The organism is Pseudomonas sp. ICMP 460, assembly GCF_002723595.1.
In the GTDB taxonomy this organism is placed as follows: domain Bacteria; phylum Pseudomonadota; class Gammaproteobacteria; order Pseudomonadales; family Pseudomonadaceae; genus Aquipseudomonas; species Aquipseudomonas kitaguniensis.
Genome location: NZ_LKBR01000002.1, coordinates 149341 through 167271, shown reverse-complemented (window position 1 = coordinate 167271; position 17931 = coordinate 149341). Strand labels below are relative to the sequence as shown.

At 60.6% G+C, this 17931-nt stretch carries 10 protein-coding genes; 4 read left to right on the top strand and 6 right to left on the bottom strand.

Going from position 1 to position 17931, the window contains the following annotated elements; translation table 11 throughout:
* Window positions 1-37: 37 nt before the first annotated feature.
* Window positions 38-2872, bottom strand: coding sequence for an excinuclease ABC subunit UvrA (gene uvrA / locus AO240_RS03040; protein ID WP_058414074.1), 2835 nt, complete (start codon window positions 2870-2872; stop codon window positions 38-40).
* A gap of 178 nt (window positions 2873-3050) precedes the next feature.
* Between uvrA and AO240_RS03035 the strand changes: the two genes are divergently transcribed.
* The 3 genes from AO240_RS03035 (at window position 3051) to tam (ending at window position 5925) form a co-directional block, all read left to right on the top strand.
* Entirely contained in the window at window positions 3051-4445 is a 1395-nt protein-coding gene (locus tag AO240_RS03035; protein WP_099235125.1) for an MFS transporter, read from the top strand.
* 9 nt (window positions 4446-4454) lie between these two features.
* A complete protein-coding gene (locus AO240_RS03030; protein WP_099235124.1) occupies window positions 4455-4982 on the top strand; it encodes a single-stranded DNA-binding protein in 528 nt (175 codons plus the stop codon).
* Window positions 4983-5163: 181 nt separating this feature from the next.
* Window positions 5164-5925: a trans-aconitate 2-methyltransferase gene (gene tam / locus AO240_RS03025; protein ID WP_099235123.1), complete on the top strand. Its 762-nt coding sequence runs from the start codon at window positions 5164-5166 to the stop codon at window positions 5923-5925.
* 20 nt (window positions 5926-5945) lie between these two features.
* On the opposite strand, the gene AO240_RS03020 is transcribed toward tam, so the two are convergent.
* From AO240_RS03020 to AO240_RS03005, 4 genes are all read right to left on the bottom strand, one after another.
* Window positions 5946-6509 (bottom strand): cysteine hydrolase family protein, encoded by a 564-nt coding sequence (locus AO240_RS03020; RefSeq protein ID WP_099235122.1) that lies wholly within the window; start codon window positions 6507-6509, stop codon window positions 5946-5948.
* A gap of 73 nt (window positions 6510-6582) precedes the next feature.
* A complete protein-coding gene (locus tag AO240_RS03015) occupies window positions 6583-7539 on the bottom strand; it encodes a lysylphosphatidylglycerol synthase domain-containing protein (protein ID WP_099235121.1) in 957 nt (318 codons plus the stop codon).
* Entirely contained in the window at window positions 7529-8791 is a 1263-nt protein-coding gene (clsB, locus tag AO240_RS03010) for a cardiolipin synthase ClsB (RefSeq protein WP_099235120.1), read from the bottom strand. Before clsB ends, AO240_RS03015 begins: the two co-directional genes overlap by 11 nt.
* Window positions 8788-9567, bottom strand: coding sequence for an endonuclease/exonuclease/phosphatase family protein (locus AO240_RS03005; RefSeq protein WP_099235119.1), 780 nt, complete (start codon window positions 9565-9567; stop codon window positions 8788-8790). The genes clsB and AO240_RS03005 overlap by 4 nt, the downstream gene beginning before the upstream one ends.
* A 215-nt stretch (window positions 9568-9782) precedes the next feature.
* On the opposite strand from AO240_RS03005, the gene AO240_RS03000 reads away from it, so the two are divergent.
* A complete protein-coding gene (locus AO240_RS03000) occupies window positions 9783-11900 on the top strand; it encodes a mechanosensitive ion channel family protein (protein WP_099235118.1) in 2118 nt (705 codons plus the stop codon).
* Between the two features lie 1677 nt (window positions 11901-13577).
* On the opposite strand, the gene AO240_RS02995 is transcribed toward AO240_RS03000, so the two are convergent.
* A complete protein-coding gene (locus AO240_RS02995) occupies window positions 13578-17825 on the bottom strand; it encodes a DEAD/DEAH box helicase (protein WP_099235117.1) in 4248 nt (1415 codons plus the stop codon).
* Window positions 17826-17931 lie beyond the last annotated feature (106 nt).

Here is a 17931-nt window from a genome sequence, read left to right as displayed (position 1 = left end):
CGCAAAGTGACAGGGGCTTTTTCATGAGCCCGATAAATCAAGCTTTGTCGCGTGCCAGTAACGGTTTCAAGTAATAACCCGTGTGTGATTGCGGCATTTCGGAGACCTGCTCCGGCGTACCTACCGCGATGATCTGGCCGCCCTTGGAACCACCTTCCGGGCCCAGGTCGACCAGCCAGTCGGCAGTCTTGATCACATCAAGGTTGTGCTCGATCACTACCACGGTATTGCCATGGTCCCGCAGGCGGTGCAGCACATCCAGCAGTTGCTGAATATCGGCGAAGTGCAGGCCGGTAGTCGGCTCATCAAGGATGTACAAGGTCTTGCCGGTATCTCGCTTGGACAGCTCGCGGGACAGCTTGACCCGCTGCGCTTCACCACCCGACAGCGTGGTCGCCGATTGGCCCAGCTTGATATACGACAGGCCCACATCCATCAATGTTTGCAGCTTGCGCGCCAACGCTGGAACCGCGTCGAAGAACACCCGCGCTTCCTCGATGGTCATCTCCAGGGTTTCGTGGATGTTCTTGCCCTTGTATTTGATCTCAAGGGTTTCGCGGTTGTAGCGTTTGCTCTTGCACACGTCGCACGGCACGTAGATGTCCGGCAGAAAGTGCATCTCCACCTTGATCAAGCCATCGCCTTGGCACGCTTCGCAGCGCCCGCCCTTGACGTTGAACGAGAACCGCCCAGGCCCGTAGCCGCGTGAGCGGGATTCGGGAACCCCGGCGAACAGCTCACGAATCGGCGTAAACAGCCCGGTGTAGGTGGCAGGGTTGGAGCGCGGCGTGCGGCCAATCGGGCTTTGGTCGATGTCGACCACTTTGTCCAAAAGGTCGAGGCCTTTAATGCTGTCGTGTGCAGCTGCTTCCAGGGTAGTCGCGCCATTAAGGGCGGTCGCACTCAACGGGAACAACGTGTTGTTGATCAGCGTCGATTTGCCTGACCCGGACACGCCCGTCACACAAGTCAGCAGGCCCAGAGGAATTTCCAGGTCGACATTGCGCAAGTTGTTGCCGCGCGCGCCCTTGAGGTGCAACGCCGCCTTTTTGTTACGCGGCGTACGTTTGGCCGGGACTTCAATTTTCACGCGGCCCGACAAGTACTTGCCCGTTAGCGAGTCAGGATGAGCCATCACCTCGGCCGGCGTACCTTGCGCAACAATATGCCCGCCATGCACACCCGCACCGGGGCCAATATCGACCACGTAATCCGCCAGGCGAATCGCATCTTCGTCGTGTTCGACCACGATCACCGTATTACCGATGTCCCGCAGGTGCTTCAGCGTTCCCAGCAGGCGATCATTGTCGCGCTGGTGCAAACCAATCGATGGTTCGTCGAGGATGTACAGCACGCCCACGAGGCCTGCGCCAATCTGGCTTGCCAAACGAATCCGCTGGGCTTCACCGCCCGATAGCGTATCGGCGCTGCGATCAAGTGACAGGTAATCCAGGCCCACGTTAACCAGGAACTGCAGGCGCTCACGGATCTCCTTGAGGATCTTGTCGGCAATTTCCCCGCGACGCCCGGTCAGCTTGAGCACGCCGAAGTATTCACAGGCATCACCGATCGGCAGGCTGGTCACCGCAGGCAGCGTCTTTTCGCCCACCCACACGTGCCGCGCTTCGCGGCGCAGGCGAGTGCCCCGGCAATCCGGGCAAGGCTGAGTGCTGAGGAATTTTGCCAACTCTTCGCGCACACTTGCCGACTCGGTTTCGCGGTAGCGACGCTCCAGGTTCGGCACGATACCTTCGAACGGGTGCGAGCGTTTAACGATGTCACCGCGGTCGTTCAAGTACTTGAAGTCGACGTTCTGCGAGCCGCTGCCGTGCAGAATGACTTTTTGCTGGTCTGCCGGCAGTTGGTTAAACGGCACTTCCAGGCTGAATTTGTAGTGGGACGCTAATGACCCGAGCATCTGGAAGTAGTAGACGTTACGCCTGTCCCAGCCGCGTATCGCGCCCTCCGCCAGGGTCAGGTCGCCGTTGACCAGGCGCTTGATGTCAAAGAACTGCTTCACCCCAAGGCCATCACACGTCGGGCAGGCGCCCGCCGGGTTGTTGAAGGAAAACAGCTTGGGCTCCAGCTCGCTGATCGCGTGGCCACAGATGGGGCACGCGAAGCGCGCCGAGAAGATGATCTCTTCGCCCGGCTCGTCGTCCATCGGCGCGACCAGGGCAATGCCGTCCGCCAGCTTCAATGCGGTTTCGAAGGACTCCGCCAAACGCTGCTGCAAGTCGGCGCGCACTTTGAAGCGGTCGACCACGACATCAATCGAGTGCTTCTTTTGCTTGTCGAGCTTCGGCGCTTCATCCAGCTCATACAGCTTGCCGTTGATGCGTGCACGCACAAAACCCTGCGCACGCAGCTCTTCGAAAACCGAAAGGTGTTCACCCTTGCGCTCACGAATCACCGGCGCCAGCAGCATCAGCTTGGCGCCTTCGGGCTGGGCCAGCACCAGGTCAACCATTTGGCTGACGGTCTGGGCTTCCAGCGGAATATCGTGATCCGGGCAGCGCGGAATACCCACCCGCGCGTACAGCAGACGCAGGTAGTCATAGATTTCGGTAATGGTGCCCACGGTCGAACGCGGGTTGTGGGAGGTCGACTTCTGCTCGATGGAAATCGCAGGCGACAGCCCTTCAATGGTGTCAACGTCGGGCTTTTCCATCATCGACAGGAATTGCCGGGCGTAGGCCGACAGCGATTCCACGTAACGACGCTGGCCTTCGGCATACAGCGTGTCAAACGCCAGCGATGATTTGCCGGACCCGGACAAACCGGTGATGACGATCAGTTTGTCCCGAGGCAGGGTCAGGTCGATGTTCTTCAGGTTGTGGGTTCTAGCCCCACGAATCAGGATCTTGTCCAAGATGGCCTCGCACGGCGGGCGTAAATAATGCCGGAGTATACGGCTAAAGACTGGATGAATATACACTGTCAAAGTGCCGGGTGCAGCCTTACATGAAAGCTGCGCGGCAAAGCGCCGCATATACCCTCTCAATCGATGGGACTGGTAGAATCGCCGGCGGTTCACACGAGGTTTTTCCATGCACGATCCCCACAGCGAACGCATGAGTAGCGGCGAGACCCGAGCGGCAAGCGGTCTGGCCCTGGTGTTCGCCTTCCGTATGCTGGGCATGTTTATGGTGTTGCCGGTGCTGGCGACCTATGGGATGGATCTCGCAGGCGCAACCCCCGCCCTGATCGGCCTGGCGATTGGCGCCTATGGCCTGACCCAGGCGATTTTTCAAATTCCGTTCGGGATCATTTCCGACCGCATTGGCCGCCGCCCGGTGATTTACCTCGGGCTGATCGTGTTCGCACTCGGCAGTGTGCTCGCGGCCCAGTCCGACTCGATCTGGGGCGTGATTGCCGGGCGCATCCTGCAAGGTGCCGGGGCGATTTCCGCTGCGGTCATGGCGCTGCTCTCGGATTTAACCCGCGAACAACACCGCACCAAGGCCATGGCCATGATCGGCATGACCATCGGGCTGTCATTCGCCGTGGCGATGGTGGTCGGCCCCTTGCTGACGCGCGCCTTTGGTTTGCACGGGTTGTTCCTCGCCACCGGCGGGATGGCGTTGTTCGGTATCGTGATCGTGGCCTTTATGGTCCCGCATTCCACCGGCACCTTGCAGCACCGTGAATCGGGCGTTGCGCGCAAGGCGCTATTGCCGACGCTCAAGCATCCAGACCTGCTGCGCCTGGATTTAGGTATCTTCGTGTTGCACGCGATGCTGATGTGCAGCTTCGTCGCACTGCCCCTGGCACTGGTCGAAAAAGCCGGCCTGCCCAAGGAACAGCACTGGTGGGTGTACCTCACGGCACTGCTGATTTCGTTCTTCGCCATGATCCCGTTCATCATCTACGGCGAGAAGAAACGCAAAATGAAACGAGTTTTACTCGGCGCCGTCGCGACGCTGATGCTCACTGAGCTATTCTTCTGGAAGTTCGGCGACAGCCTGCGGGCACTGGTAACGGGCACGGTGGTGTTTTTCACCGCGTTCAACCTGCTGGAGGCGTCGTTGCCTTCGCTGATCAGCAAAGTTTCACCGGCCGGTGGCAAGGGCACGGCGATGGGGGTTTATTCCACCAGCCAGTTCCTCGGCTCTGCACTGGGCGGCATCATGGGTGGCTGGATGTTCCAGCATGGCGGTTTGTCAGTTGTGTTCCTCGGATGCGCAGGTCTGGCTGCCCTCTGGCTAACCTTTGCTGTTACCATGCGCGAACCTCCCTATGTGACGAGCCTGCGTTTGCCGTTATCGCCAGAAGCGATCCGCGAAGTCGGTCTGGTTGAGCGCCTTAAGGCTGTCGCAGGGGTTACGGATGCCGTGGTTATTGCTGAAGAAGCCGCCATCTACATCAAATTGGACACCGAATTATTGGATCGCGCGACGCTTGAGCAACTGGTCAACCCAGTGCCGACAGCGCGCCCAGCTTAGGAGAACGTTATGGCCCGTGGGGTTAACAAAGTCATATTGGTCGGTACATGCGGCCAGGATCCCGAAGTTCGCTACTTGCCTAACGGTAACGCCGTGACCAACCTGAGTCTGGCGACCAGCGAACAGTGGACCGACAAGCAAACCGGCCAGAAGGTCGAGAAAACCGAATGGCACCGCGTGTCGATGTTCGGCAAGGTGGCAGAGATCGCCGGTGAATACCTGCGCAAAGGTTCGCAGGTGTACATCGAAGGCAAACTGCAAACCCGCGAGTGGGAAAAAGACGGTATCAAGCGTTACACCACTGAAATCGTGGTCGACATGCAAGGCACCATGCAACTGCTGGGCGGCCGTCCACAGGGCGACCAACAGGGCCAGGGCGGCATGTCCAACTCGGCACCGCGCCCACAGCAGTCGCGTCCGCAACCAAGCCAACAGCCAAGCCAGCAGCCACAGCGTGAGTCGCGCCCAGCGCCACAGCAGGCCGCGCCGCAACCGGCTCCGGATTTCGACAGCTTTGATGACGATATTCCGTTCTAGGGTCTAAGCCCCAGGAACGAACAAAACCCCCGCAGGCGAAAGCCTCGGGGGTTTTTTATTGCGCCCGGTCAAGCGTCCACCTCGCCTGGCCAAGCGCCGGCACCAGGTCTGTGCAGCATTTGTACTCATGCCTCACAAGATTTAGGCTGTCGCCAACCTCAAAAAACAAAGGAGAGCCGTGATGACCTGGTCAGCCAAGCAGTACACGATGTTTGAGCAGCAGCGCACACGCCCGGTGCGTGATCTGGTCGCGGCCATTGCGAATACCGACGTGCGCACTGCCGTCGACCTGGGTTGTGGCCCCGGTAATTCCACCGAAGTGTTGGCCGAGCGCTTCCCGCAGGCGCATATCACCGGCCTCGACAGTTCCGATGACATGCTGGTCGACGCGCGTGAACGCTTGCCGGCGCTGAACTTCGAACTGGCGGACATTGGTGCGTGGAAGCCTGCGCAAACATTCGATGTGATCCTCGCCAACGCGTCCCTGCAATGGCTGCCCAACCACGCCACGCTCTATCCGCACCTGGTTAACCAACTGAGGCCTGGTGGTACGCTGGCGGTGCAAACCCCGGACAACCTTGACGAACCTGCCCACCGGCTGGCGCGTGAAGTGGCTGCCGATGGCCCATGGTCTGCAAAGATTGGTGCGGTTAAACACAATGAGCGGCACACCGCGAGTTACTACTACGAATTGCTGAGCAAGCAGTGCAGTACGGTTGATGTGTGGCGCACTACGTACCTGCACCCGTTGGTGGGGCCTGCAGCGGTGGTGGAATGGTTCAAGGCTTCGGCATTGCGGCCATTTCTTGCACCGCTGTCCAATAGCGAGAAGGCCGCATTCCTGGAGGATTACCAGGCGCGGATTACTCAGGCTTATCCGGCCTTGGCCGACGGAACCGTGCTGCTGCCTTTCCCGCGGCTGTTTATCATCGCGACCCGCTGAACCGGGCAATCAGGTGGCGGTTATGCGGCCGCCGCTTGCGCCTTCAGGTAGTCATCGGCCGAGACCACACTCGCGTAGCCAAAGCCCAGCGATGCCATGTAAGCACCGTGCACCTGCGCGGCCGGGATGACTTCGCCATTGAATTGCTGATCGCAGGTTGCGCACGCGTCGTGGATCACCGTGACCGTGTAGCCCAAATCTGCGGCGGCGCGAACCACGGCGTCGATACACATGTGGCTCATGCTGCCGACCACCACCACGTCGGTGATGCTGCGTTTTTCCAGCAGCGCACGCAGCTCGGTGCCGCGAAACGCGTTCACGAAATGTTTAAGCACCACCGGTTCGTCGCCTTCGTTCAGCACCTTGGCATGCAAGTGCGCGCCCGCGGACGCTGGCGTGAAGAACGGCGCGTCTTCGGCAGTGAACTCATGGCGCACGTGAATCACTGCATCACCGGCCTGACGGAAGGCGTTGAGTATTTGCGCCGCCTTGTCTGCCGCGGCTTCTACGCCATCAAGCGGCCACTTCCCTTGGGGAAAGTAGTCGTTCTGAATATCGATCAGGATGAGCGCTTGCTTGGCCATACGTGTTGCCTCGTGATGGGTGACAGGGTCAATATTAGCGTGCGCCGAGGCCAGGCGCGCCAGCTTAAAGCGCTCACGCGGGGGTTTTTTTGACCCGCAACGTTTTAGCCTTGGCCTCGACGGCGAGGTACATCACCAGCGCGATCAGCAGCGGCAAAATAAAATAAATCGCCCGGTACGCAATCAAGCCCGCCAACAAGCTGCCGCGTGACGCCTCATGCTGCAACAGTGCAATAAACACCGCCTCCAGCACGCCCAGGCCCGCCGGGATATGCGTAACCACTCCAGCAATCGCGCTGATCAGCAACACGCCCAGCACCAGCGGGTAATCCAGCTTGGCCGGCAACAGGGTAAAAATCACCGCTGCCATCAACGACCAGTTCAACGCGCCCATGGCTAACTGCAAACACGCCATGCGCAGCGACGGCAGGTTGATCTCGATGCCCTTGATCGACCACGCGCGTTTTTTCGAAAACTGGCAGGCCGCCAGATACCCAAGGCTGACCAGCACCAACAACGCGCCGATGCCTTGCAAGGCGCCGCTGCTGACCTTCCAGCCCGGCGGCATGGTCACCAACCCACTGCTGAACACCACGCCCGCCAAGGCCATATAGCCGAACCAGTTGGTGGCCAGGCTCAGGCCGAGGATCTTGGCGATATTGCTGGTGCTCACGCCAAGCCGCGAATACAGCCGATAACGCATGGCGATGCCGCCGACCCACGCGCTCAGGTTGAGGTTGAACGCATAGCTGATGATGCCCACCGGCAAAATCTGCTTCCAGCGCAGCGGTTGGCGAATGTAGGTGCGGCCGATCAGGTCAAAGCTTGCGTACACCAGAAAGCTGCACAGCGTCAGCGCGCCGGCGATCAGCAAGGTGCGCAGCTTGAAGTCGCCGAGCGTCTGCAGCACTTCGCTCCAGTCGATGCGCCGCGCGAGCAGGGTGAACAGCACGATCAGCAGCAGGAAGAAGGCGATGGTCAGCGGTTTCTTCCAACGCGTGAACCGTGAGCCGCTGGCTTCAGAGGTCATTGGCCGAGTTCTCGAAGGGTTTCAAGCGCGGTTTATGCGCGGGTAACCAGCCTGTCAGCGCGGGGAAGTGGCGCATGACGTGGAACACCAGAAAGCCGACCGTCAAGCGCCATAACCATAAGCGCGGTTTGCGGTTTTCCGGCATGGTCTGGCAATGGTTTTTGGCGAGTAGTTCCAGGCTTTCATAGAGTTCCTGATTGAATGCACGGTCACGAATCAGCACGTTCGCTTCAAGGTTCAGCGACAGGCTCAGCGGGTCGAGATTGCTTGAGCCCACGGTGCTCCAGTCGTCATCCACCAGCGCGACTTTGCCGTGCAGTGGGCGCTGGCAGTACTCGTGAATCACCACGCCATCCTTGAGCAAATAGTCATACAGCATGCGCGCTGCCAGCTTGGCCAGCAGCACGTCGGGCTGGCCCTGCATGATCAGTTGCACGTGCACGCCACGCCGCGCGGCATTGCGAATTTCGCGCAGCAGGCGGTAGCCGGGGAAGAAGTAAGCGTTGGCAATCACCGCGCGCCGTTGGGCTTTGCTCAAGGCGTGGATATACGCCTCCTCAATGTCATCGCGGTGTTGCACGTTGTCGCGGTAAATCAAGCGCACCAGGCCGCTGTCGCCCTCCGTCGACCACGGCGACGGGCGTTGCTGGCGCCGTCGCCAGCCACGCCGCGTGCGCACTTGGCGGCCACTTTGTGCGAGGGCGAAGTGGTGCAGGTCCGCCACCGCCGGGCCGATCACTTGCACCGCGTAATCCTGCTTGGCCTCGGGGCCGAAATCGCCCAGGTGATCGGCAGAAAAATTGATCCCGCCGATAAACGCCACCTCGGCGTCGACGACGACTATCTTGCGGTGCAGGCGGCGAAACCAGTTGGTGCGAAACCCGAGCGTCTTCGACGCCGGATCAAACATTTGCACCGTCACCCCGGCTTGCGCCAACTCGCCGAGAAACGACGGCGACAGCTCACCACAACCAAAACCGTCGAGGCTGGCCACAACCTTGACACCGCGTTGCGCCGCCTCGATCAGAATGCCTTGCAGCTCATGGCCAACCTTGTCTTCGAACAAGATAAAGGTCTCCAGCAGGATCTCCCGCCGCGCCTCGCGCATGGCCGCGAACACAGCCGGGAAGTACGCCTCGCCATTTTCCAGCAGCTCAATGCGGTTGCCCGCCTGCCAGCCGTAATCCAGGTCGCGGGCCTTGGCGTCATCCGGCGGCTGGTCGGTGGCGATGTGCTCTACCGCAATGTTCATAGTTCGATCTCCACCGACAGCGGCACGTGGTCTGACAGATGGGACCAGGGCCGCGTCGTCAGCACCCTGGGGTTGTGGGCCTTCAAGTTGCGCACATAAATGCGGTCCAACGGCAGCAAGGGCAGGCGCGCGGGGAAGGTTCGCGCGGGTTTGCCGTGGGCCTGCACGAACACTTCCTTAAGGCCGCTTTGGCTGAGGTCGGCCTTTTGGCGCCAGTCGTTGAAATCACCGGCAACAATCAGCGGTGCATCTGCTGGTATCTCGCTGATGCGCTGCTCCAGCAAGCGCAATTGCTGCTGGCGATGCACCTCGCGCAGGCCCAGGTGCATGCAGATCGCGTGCACCTCTTGCCCGCTGCCCGGCAAGCGCAGTACGCAATGCAGCAGGCCACGGTTTTCATGGCCGCTTTGCGAGATGTCGAGATTATCGTGGTGGATGATCTGAAATTTCGACAGCAGCGCGTTGCCGTGGTCGCCATGTGGGTAAACCGCGTTGCGCCCATAGGCGAATTGCGGCCAGATGCTATCGGCCAAAAACTCGTACTGCGGCATGTTCGGCCAGTCGCTGTAGTGCTGCGGGTGGTGCTTATGGGTGCCGTGAATTTCTTGCAGGAACACCATGTCGGCGCCCACGCTGCGCACTGCTTCACGCAGTTCGGGCAGGATGAAACGTCGATTCAGGGCCGTGAAGCCCTTGTGGATATTAACCGTCAGCACCGTGAAGCGAGTGATGGCGACGCTGGGCGTAACGGGCACCCAGTCGGGAATCGCAGCCATGATTGCTCCTGTGAAAAAAAGAGTGGGGGCCTGGCCCCCGTGTATGGCTGACTGCGATTTTTGCGTGAAAGTTTCCAACGTCCTACAGACGGCATATCACGCGGTATGACGCACCATGCAGAGCGTGCGAGGCGCAATTCCTTCAGCGTGCTTGGGAACGATCAGCGGCAAACCCCGTCAGTTCCTTACAGACCCTGCTGAAGGAGCCCGGTGTTTTGCTGAATTCAAAGACTGCATTACTGCTTGGTGCGCTGCTGTTGTGTGGCAGTGGCGCGCTGCAAGCCGCTGCCGCTGCTCCGGCCGCCGCCCCCGCCGAACCAGCCGCAGCCGCTGCGCCGGCCAAGCCCGAGTTGCTGGTGGAGGGCGGTTTGCTTGGCGCCATCAGTTCAAGCATCGACGACGTGCAGGACAAGCTCGACCTCAATCAAAACCTTATCGACGCCTGGCGCCTGCGCGCAGACCGTGCGGCAGACGAAGTAGGGCGCCTGGTCGATCAGACCAACCAGCGTTCGCCGTGGAGCATCGCCGGGGACTTTTTGCTGCTGTCCGGCGTGTGGGTCGGTGCTTTCGCCGTATTGACGTTGCTGGGGCACTTGATTGTGCAGCGCCTGAGTCGACGGCACTTCGTTGAACAGCGCGGGCGCCTGCAAGCCGTGCTTGGGTATGTGTTGCCGTACACGCTTCCGGCGGTGGCGTGTTTGCCGCTGACCTTGTATGTCAGCCACTTTTTACCCTCCTCGGTAGGCCGCGCGCTGGCGTTGTGCTTCGCTTACGCGACCAGCAGTGGCATCTTTTCCACGTCGATGCTGTTGTGCGTCATCGTCATGTTCAACGTGGGGCACAAACGGCCAGCCGTGCAGATTATTCGTAATTATTGCCCTAAACCGTTGTTCCTGATCGGCTTCCTCGCGGCCCTCAGCGACGCCCTGACCAGCCCGCAAATTGCGCGTCAATTGGGCGGCAATATCACCAGCAGCATCGCGGTGTTTACCGGCTTGTTCGCCGCTGTGATTTTTGGCGTGCTGGTGATCCGTTTGCGCCGCCCGGTGGCGCACTTGATCCGTAATCGGCCGTTGGCCCAGCGCATCAAGCACCCGGCGCTCCAGCAATCGTTGCGCATATTTTCGGGGTTGTGGTACTGGCCGATTCTGTTGATGGTGCTGGTCTCGGCGATCAACCTGATCGGCGCCGGCGACGACAACCAGAAGGCCCTGCGTTGCGCGCTGTTCACCACGATTCTGTTGATCGGCACGGTGTTTCTGAGCACCGTTTTACAGCACCTGTTCAAGTCTCGCAGCCAAGTGGCGATTCAACGTAGCAGCGCCTACAAGGAGCGTTTTCTCAGCCTGTTGCACGCGATTTTACGCATCGCCATGGCCATCGCCTTTATCGAAATGCTCGGGCGCATCTGGGGCATCTCGCTGTTTGAATTTGCTCAGCGCAACTCGGTGGGCCGCGCAATCAGCGACTCCCTTAGCAGCATCGGTTTGATCCTGCTGATGACGTGGCTGTTCTGGGTGGTACTCGACACTGCGATTCAGGAAGCGCTGAAACCACCAGTGAACAAACGCTCCAATCGCCAGCCGAGCACGCGGGTCAAAACCATCCTGCCGCTGTTGCGCAACGCGGTGAAAATCATCCTGGTGGTGATCTGTGCGATCACTACCATGGCCAACCTCGGCATCAACGTCGCGCCGCTGCTGGCCGGTGCCGGTGTGGTCGGCCTGGCCATCGGTTTCGGTTCCCAGCAGTTGGTGCAGGACGTGATCACCGGCCTGTTCATCATCATTGAAGACACGCTGTCGATTGGCGACTGGGTGGTGCTCGACTCCGGCCACGCCGGCACCGTCGAAGGCCTGACCATCCGCACGCTGCGCCTGCGCGACGGCAAGGGTTTTGTGCACTCGGTGCCGTTCGGGCAAATCAAGGCGGTTACCAACCAGTCGCGGCAATTTGCCTACGCGTTCTTTTCGGTGCAATTCACGTATGACACGGATGTGGACAAGGCCGTTGAGCTGATCAATGAGGCCGGGCAGTCGATACGCGACGATGTGTTCCTCAAGTACAACCTGCAAGGGCCGCTGGAGGTATTTGGTGTGGACAAAATGGACCTCAACGGCGTGGTCCTCACCGCACAGTTCCGCACGGTGTCGGGTGGGCAATATGCGGTCAGTCGCGCCTTCAACCAGCGCTTGAAAAAGCTTGTGGATAACTGTGATGAAGTGCACTTCGCGCAAACTTATCCACAGCAGGTTTTGCTGCCCAAGCGAACGCCGCAAGTGGATGAGCCGGAGGCTCCGGTGGTGCTGACAGAACAACCGCGCACCCAGTAGTTTTGTAGCGCCAAAGCCGGCCTCATCGGGAGCAAGCCCCCTCCCACAGTTGAGTGTGTGAACCCATTTGATTGGGTTCTCACACCAACTGGGCTGACCCATTGATAGGGTTCCCACATTTGCCTGGGCTCACTGATTGATAGGGTTCCCACATTTGCCTGGGCTCACTGATTGATAGGGTTCCCACATTTGCCTGGGCTCACTGATTGATAAGGTTCCCACATTTGACTGGGCTCACTGATTGATAGGTTTCCCACATTTGCCTGGGCTGACCCATTGATAGGGTTCCCACATTTGCCTGGGCTCACCGATTGATAGGGTTCCCACATTTGCCTGGGCTCACTGATTGATAGGGTTCCCCCATTTGCCTGGGCTCACCGATTGATAGGGTTCCCCCATTTGCCTGGGCTCACCGATTGATAGGGTTCCCACATTTACCTGGGCTCACTGATTGATAGGGTTCCCACATTTGCCTGGGCTCACTGATTGATAGGGTTCCCACATTTGACTGGGCTGACCCATTGATAGGTTTCCCGCATTTGCCTGGGCTCACTGATTGATAAGGTTCCCACATTTGCCTGTGCTCACTGATTGATAGGGTTCCCACATTTGGCTGGGTTCACCCATTGATAGGGTTCCCACATTTGCCTGGGCTCACTGATTGATAGGGTTCCCACATTTGCCTGGGCTCACTGATTGATAGGGTTCCCACATTTGCCTGGGCTCACTGATTGATAGGGTTCCCACATTTGACTGGGCTCACCCATTGATAGGGTTCCCACATTTGCCTGGGTTCACTGATTGATAGGGTTCCCACATTTGCCTGGGCTCACCGATTGATAGGGTTCCCACATTTGCCTGGGCTCACCGATTGATAGGGTTCCCACATTTGCCTGGGCTCACTGATTGATAGGGTTCCCACATTTGCCTGGGCTCACTGATTGATAGGGTTCCCACATTTGCCTGGGTTCACTGATTGATAGGGTTCCCACATTTGCCTGGACTCACTGATTGATAAGGTTCCCACATTAGCATGGGCTCACTGATTGATAGGGTTCCCACATTTGCCTGGGCTCACTGATTGATAGGGTTCCCACATTTGCCTGGGCTCACTGATTGATAGGGTTCCCACATTTGCCTGGGCTCACTGATTGATAGGGTTCCCACATTAGCCTGGGCCCACTGATTGATAGGGTACCCACATTTGCCTGGGCTCACTGATTGATAGGTTTCCCACATTTGACTGGGCTGACCCATTGATAGGTTTCCCACACTTGCCTGGGCTGACCCATTGATAGGGTTCCCACATTTGCCTGGGCTCACTGATTGATAGGGTTCCCACATTTGCCTGGGCTCACTGATTGATAGGGTTCCCACATTTGCCTGGGCTCACTGATTGATAGGTTTCCCACATTTGACTGGGTTCACTGATTGATAGGGTTCTCACATTTGCCTGGGCTCACTGATTGATAGGTTTCCTACATTTGCCTGGGTTCACTGATTGATAGGTTTCCCACATTTGCCCGGGGTCACTGATTGATAGGGTTCCCACATTTGACTGGGCTCATCCATTGACTGGGTTCCCGACATTTTATTGGACTCACACATTGACTGGCCTCACACAGTCAACTGTGGGAGGGGGCTTGCTCCCGATGAGGCCCTCAAAGGCACCAGCCCTCAATGCCTGATCAATTTCTCTTGCACCGCCTGATGGTCCTCCTCCACAAACATCTGCTGCTTGCCGCCGACCATCACCGCAGCCAGCAAACCGTCGCGGTATACAATTCGATTGCCACTCACTGCCGGCACTTTACTGCCCGGCAACAGCGTGCCCACCAGGTTCAGCGGGTCAGCCCCGCACACGGCGATCAAGCTGCCGTCATGCGGCCTGCGCCTGACCTCACGCAGCAACGGAATCGCTTCCGGCAGCGCGAACTGCTCACCGGCCAAGCCGCTGACAAACCGCCCGCCGCGAATTTCCCCGCGCGCCTCCAGGCGGTGGAAGGTGCGCAGCAACTCGCGCCAACTCGGCAACCAGTCCGCCTCGCGTTCCAGCAAGCGCCAGAACACTACGCCATAGCGGCGCAGCAGGGTCATCGCCACATGCTCCAGGGTCTCGGCCGAGTGTGGGCTGGCGGCGGTTGGCGAGCGGCGCACCAAGGCCCAGCGCCCGGCATCGTCCATGCCGCCGATAAACGCCCCGCGCCCGCGCCGGCTGCTACGCGCCTGGCGCTTGCTGGCGGGTGTGGTCAGGGCGCGCAGCCCGGCAAAGCTGTCGGCATTCACCAGGCCTGCGCCCACCAGTTCCTGCAGGGCGGTTTCCAGTTCGCTGCGCAATAGATGCGCTTCGTGCACCAGCTCATCGAAAAACAGCGCGCCTTGCTCGCGCAGGGCCACGTGCACTTTTTGCGCTTTGGGCGACAGCGTGGCGCTGTCGGTCAACTCGGTCAGCCCGCTCCACAACGCCACCTGGCTGCGCGGCAACAGCACCACCGGCGTACTGCGCAATGCCATGGCGCCGGCCTTGTTGCTCAGGCGCGTCCACACCAGTTTGCCGCTGCGGCATAGCTCGTCCAGCCAAGTAGATGAGTAATCCTTGAGCCGCGTGCTGAGCAAGTCACTGTCCCAGGCCGAGGTCGCGGCGGCGTAACCTTCGAACTGGCCGACGATTTGCCCGAGCATCGCGCTGCCCTGGCCGCGTGTGCCGTCGGACACGTGCTGCCAATCGAACAAAAAGCGCATGAAGTCCTGCAACGCCACCGGCTCGATTTCGCGGCGCAGGCGCTTGACCGTGTAGCGGTGAATACGCGCCAGCAAATGCCGCTCGCACCATTGCTCGGCGCTGGCGCCGGGGCTGAAGTGGCCGCGCATCACGTAGCCTTCCTGCTCCAGTCGCGCGAGCGCCTGGCTGACGTCGGCCACGCGCAAGCCCAGCGGCGCTGCTATTTCGATCAGCGTCAGCGGACCGAAGCCACCGAGGCGCGCGCGCAGCACTTCGACCAGCGCCTCGTCCACGCTCCACGGCGCATCGAAACCCGGCAGCAGTGGCAAGCCGTTGGGGTAAATCGCCTGCAAGCAAGCCAAGCGCTCCACCGCCACCCACAACCCATTGTGCAATTGATACGCGCGCCCGGCCTTGGCCAGCGCGTGCAGCCATGCCGCCCATTGCGGCGTGACCTCGGCGGCAGCGACACACGCCAAACTCATCAGCGCCTCGTGCATTTCATCCGGGCCATGCGGCGCGGGCCAGGCTTCCTCGCGCACACCGGCGATGGCGTCGAGGTCCAGCGCGCCGAGGTCGTCGGTGCTGTGTGGGTCGCTCCAGCGCCGGTTGAGCACGGCCTGTGTGCGGCGCTCCTCCAGCGGCGCGTCATCCAGAAAGGTATACGGGCGTGCGCTGAGAATTTCGGCCGCCATGGGCGAGGGCGCCGGCAGGTCACGGCTGATCAGGCGCACCTCGCCGCGCTCCATGCGCCGCAGCAGGGCCAGCCAGCCGCTGCTGTCCATGGCTTCGTGCAGGCAGTCATCGAGCGTTTGTTCCACCAGCGGGTGTTCGGGCACTTCGCGTTCGCCGGCGAGGTTTTCCAGGCAGGCAATCTGGTCGGGAAACACGCTGGCGATCAGGTCTTCGCTTTTCATGCGCTGGATCTGCGGTGCCACCTTGCGCCCGCCGGTAAAACGCGGCAACGCCAGCGCTACACCGGCGTTCCAGCGCCAGCGCACGCCGAACAGCGGCGCCTCCAGCACGGCCTGAATCAAAATGTGTTCGGCGCTGTGGCTATTCAGGTAACGCCACACTTCATCCAGCTCAAAGCTGTGGCTGGTCGACAGCGACAGCACGATTGCATTCTCACTGGCCGCCGCCTGCAACTCGAAATTGAACGTACGGCAAAAGCGCTTGCGCAACGCCAAGCCCCAGGCGCGGTTGAGGCGGCTGCCGAACGGCGTATGGATGATCAACTGAGTGCCGCCGGACGCGTCGAAAAACCGCTCCATGATCAACGTGTCTTGCGACGGCAAGGCGCTGAGGGCCAAACGTGTGCGTGCCAGGTAGTCGAGGATTTGCTCGGCGCTCGCGTGGTTCAGGCCCAACGTGCCGGTGAGCCACTCGAGCGCCGGTTGCAGGTCACCGGGGCTGGCGCCGAGCAGGGCATCCAACTGCCCCTGAAAACGCGCCACCGCGGCCGACAATTCATTGCTGCGCCCCGGCGCCTCACCGAGCCAAAAAGGAATGGTCGGCGGCTGGCCATGCGCATCCTCGACGCGCACTTTGCCGGCCTCTACGCGCAAAATTCGGTAGGAGGTATTGCCGAGCTGGAAGATGTCCCCGGCGATACTTTCCACCGCAAAGTCTTCGTTGACGCTGCCGATGTTCAGGCTCTGAGGTTCCAGCAACACGCTGTAGTCGGCGTTGTCGGGGATGGTGCCGCCGCTGGTCACGGCGGTCAGCTTGGCGCCACGCCTGCCGCGCAGGGTGTGGTTCACGGCGTCGCGGTGCAGGTAGGCGCTGCGGATGCCTTGGCGACCGTTGTAGCCGTCTGAAAGCATTCGCAGCAAGGCCTGATAGTGGCGTTCATCCAGCGCGGCGTAGGGCGCGGCGCGGCGGATCAAGTCGAGCAGCGCCTGTTCCGACCATTCGCACGCGCTGACTTCGGCGATGATCTGCTGTGCGAGTACATCCAGCGGCGCCACCGGGATGTGCAAGGTGTCCAGTTCACCACGGCGCACGCAGTCGAGCAGGGCGGCGCATTCGATCAGGTCATCACGGGTGGTGGCGAACAGGCGGCCCTTGGGCGTGCCGCCGACCTGGTGACCAGAGCGGCCGACCCTTTGCAAAAAGCCGTTGATGGAACCCGGCGAGCCGATCTGGCAGACCAAGTCCACATCGCCAATATCAATCCCCAATTCCAGCGACGCGGTGGCGATCAGCACTTGCAGCTCACCGGCCTTCAGCCGTTGCTCGGCGTCCAGGCGCATTTCCTTGGCCAGGCTGCCGTGGTGCGCGGCCACCGCGGTTTTGCCCAGGCGCTCGCTCAAGTGGCGGGCCAAGCGTTCGGCGAGGCGGCGGGTGTTGACGAAAATCAGCGTGGTGCGGTGTTCGCGGGCGAGTGCGGCGAGGCGGTCGTAGACCAATTCCCACACGTCATTGGCCATTACCGCCGACAGCGGCACCGGCGGCACTTCTATTGCCAGGTCGCGCGGGCGGGCGTGGCCGATGTCGACAATCGCGCACGGCCGGTCGCGGCCGACCAAAAAGCGCGACACCGCTTCGATGGGCTTTTGCGTGGCCGACAGACCGATGCGCGTCAGCGGCGTGCTGCACAAGGCTTGCAGGCGCTCGAGGCTCAAGGCCAGGTGGCTGCCGCGTTTGCCGGCGGCGATGGCGTGAATTTCGTCGATGATCACCGTGCGCGTACTGCTGAGCATTTGTCGGCCGGAGTCCGAGCCCAACAGCACATACAGCGATTCCGGCGTGGTGACGAGGATGTGCGGTGGGCGCTTGCGCATCAGCGCGCGGTCTTTTTGCGGGGTGTCACCGGTGCGCACGGCGGTACGGATCTTAAGCGGCGCCAGGCCCATGCGCAGCAAGTGCTCGGTGATGCCGGCCAGCGGGTTTTGCAGGTTGATCTGAATGTCGTTGGACAGCGCCTTGAGCGGCGAGACATACACCACCAGCGTCTCGTCCGGCAGCTCGCCGCCGTTGGCCAGGCCTTGGTGAACCACGTCATCCAGCACCGCCAGGAACGCGGTGAGGGTTTTGCCGGAGCCGGTGGGCGCGGCGATCAGCGTGGAGCGGCGCTGGCGAATCAGCGGCCACGCCTGCGCCTGTGCGCCGGTCACCGAGGGGAAGGTGCTGCAAAACCAGGCGCTGACGGCGGGGTGAAAGCCGTGCAGTGCCGTGACGGTGGATTCAGGAAGGTTCATCTATTGATTGATAGCGCCTGCTCCAACAAGTTGCAATTGCGCACTTTATCCGTGACGGTTGCGCTACAAACCCGCAAAATGCAACGATTCTGGTTTAGACCTGCGG

Excerpts from the sequence above, each read along its gene's own strand:
- AO240_RS03035 (WP_099235125.1), top strand. The coding sequence starts at position 3,051 with ATGCACGATCCCCACAGCGAACGCATGAGTAGCGGCGAGACCCGAGCG.
- AO240_RS03030 (WP_099235124.1), top strand. The coding sequence starts at position 4,455 with ATGGCCCGTGGGGTTAACAAAGTCATATTGGTCGGTACATGCGGCCAG.
- tam (WP_099235123.1), top strand. The coding sequence starts at position 5,164 with ATGACCTGGTCAGCCAAGCAGTACACGATGTTTGAGCAGCAGCGCACA.
- AO240_RS03020 (WP_099235122.1), bottom strand. The coding sequence starts at position 6,509 with ATGGCCAAGCAAGCGCTCATCCTGATCGATATTCAGAACGACTACTTT.
- AO240_RS03015 (WP_099235121.1), bottom strand. The coding sequence starts at position 7,539 with ATGACCTCTGAAGCCAGCGGCTCACGGTTCACGCGTTGGAAGAAACCG.
- clsB (WP_099235120.1), bottom strand. The coding sequence starts at position 8,791 with ATGAACATTGCGGTAGAGCACATCGCCACCGACCAGCCGCCGGATGAC.
- AO240_RS03005 (WP_099235119.1), bottom strand. The coding sequence starts at position 9,567 with ATGGCTGCGATTCCCGACTGGGTGCCCGTTACGCCCAGCGTCGCCATC.
- AO240_RS02995 (WP_099235117.1), bottom strand. The coding sequence starts at position 17,825 with ATGAACCTTCCTGAATCCACCGTCACGGCACTGCACGGCTTTCACCCC.